Here is a 1,198-nt window from a genome sequence, read left to right as displayed (position 1 = left end):
TGGCAGCAACCAATGGATCGCGGTTTGAACGATTTTTGTACATAATTATTAATTCCAGATAGATTTGTTAAACAATTCATAACTAACAACGTTGTTTCAACCTATCACTGAATTAATAATTAAGATGGAAATTATCCTGGTTTTGCAATTAAGATTAAAATTTCTCTAAATTTCTTAACAAATCAAGACTATTTAATGATAAATTTTTTGCAGAAGTTGGGAAAAGGTAGCAGAGAAGATAAAAAAATTAAATAATTACCTAGAAATATGTTTTTATACTCAAAATTTATATTTATTAGGTAAGTTTTCAATGATATTAAAGAATAGAGAATTTACTCCAATTTTTCAGTATTACCACCTGATACCCACCCTGTACGATTACTTCCATCATCCACTCGAATTCTTTGCCATCTTTTATCTGAACTGTCTTCCAAAACTATAACTTTTTCTTGATAAGAAACACCACCAATACGATTAGCATCTCTGCTAGGAGTATCCCGTAAAATCAAACCAATAGGTTCAACTACAATAGCTCTGTAAGCTCCAGGGTCTAATTGATTAGATAAATTTTTATTTGTAGTTCCTGGAGAAGACGTACTCACTTTTTGGGCGATAGGTTTTTCATTAGTAAATATTGGTTTTTCAGGCATTTTCGTTAGTTTTGCTGCAAAGTAGAGCACTGATGCTGCACTAGCACCAATGAGCAATAGTATTGCTAAAATAAACCCTACTAAAAACTTGAATAAGCTATAAAAATTCATAACTTTAATAACCAATTTCATAAAATATTACTACAGTCACAATACAGGGAATAGGGAATAGAGAAAGAAAAACATAATCAAAAAGGTTGATTTTTTTATTTTATGGAATATAGATTTTTTTATTGTAGGAATCAATCACAAATTAAGATGTAATACCAAGGGTGAAAAAAGAACGTTAAAAATAAACTGGCTAGTAAATAATTAATAATTAATAACTAACAATTAATAATTTGCCTAACACCTAACACCTAGAAAGTTATTTGTAGGAAACATTTATCAATAATTAAGTATCACTATTTTCTTCTTCCCTCTTCCTCCTTTCCTCTTCCTTCTTCTGCTATTCTAAAAATTACCTTTTAAGCCACCATATCTAGAAGCAAGACGTGCTTTACCTGCTGCTGCCCAATCTTGTAAAAACTTAATTTGTTCTTCTGCAG

General features: G+C 30.1%; 1 protein-coding gene. It reads right to left on the bottom strand.

Annotation, left to right across the window (positions count from 1 at the left end):
* Positions 1 to 332: 332 nt before the first annotated feature.
* Positions 333 to 761, bottom strand: coding sequence for an SH3 domain-containing protein (locus F6K13_RS34060; protein ID WP_124147117.1), 429 nt, complete (start codon positions 759 to 761; stop codon positions 333 to 335).
* Between the last annotated feature and the right edge of the window lie 437 nt (positions 762 to 1,198).

The organism is Okeania sp. SIO2B9 (assembly GCF_010672505.1).
Classification (GTDB): domain Bacteria; phylum Cyanobacteriota; class Cyanobacteriia; order Cyanobacteriales; family Microcoleaceae; genus Okeania; species Okeania hirsuta.
This window is presented reverse-complemented; position numbering and strand designations above follow the sequence as displayed.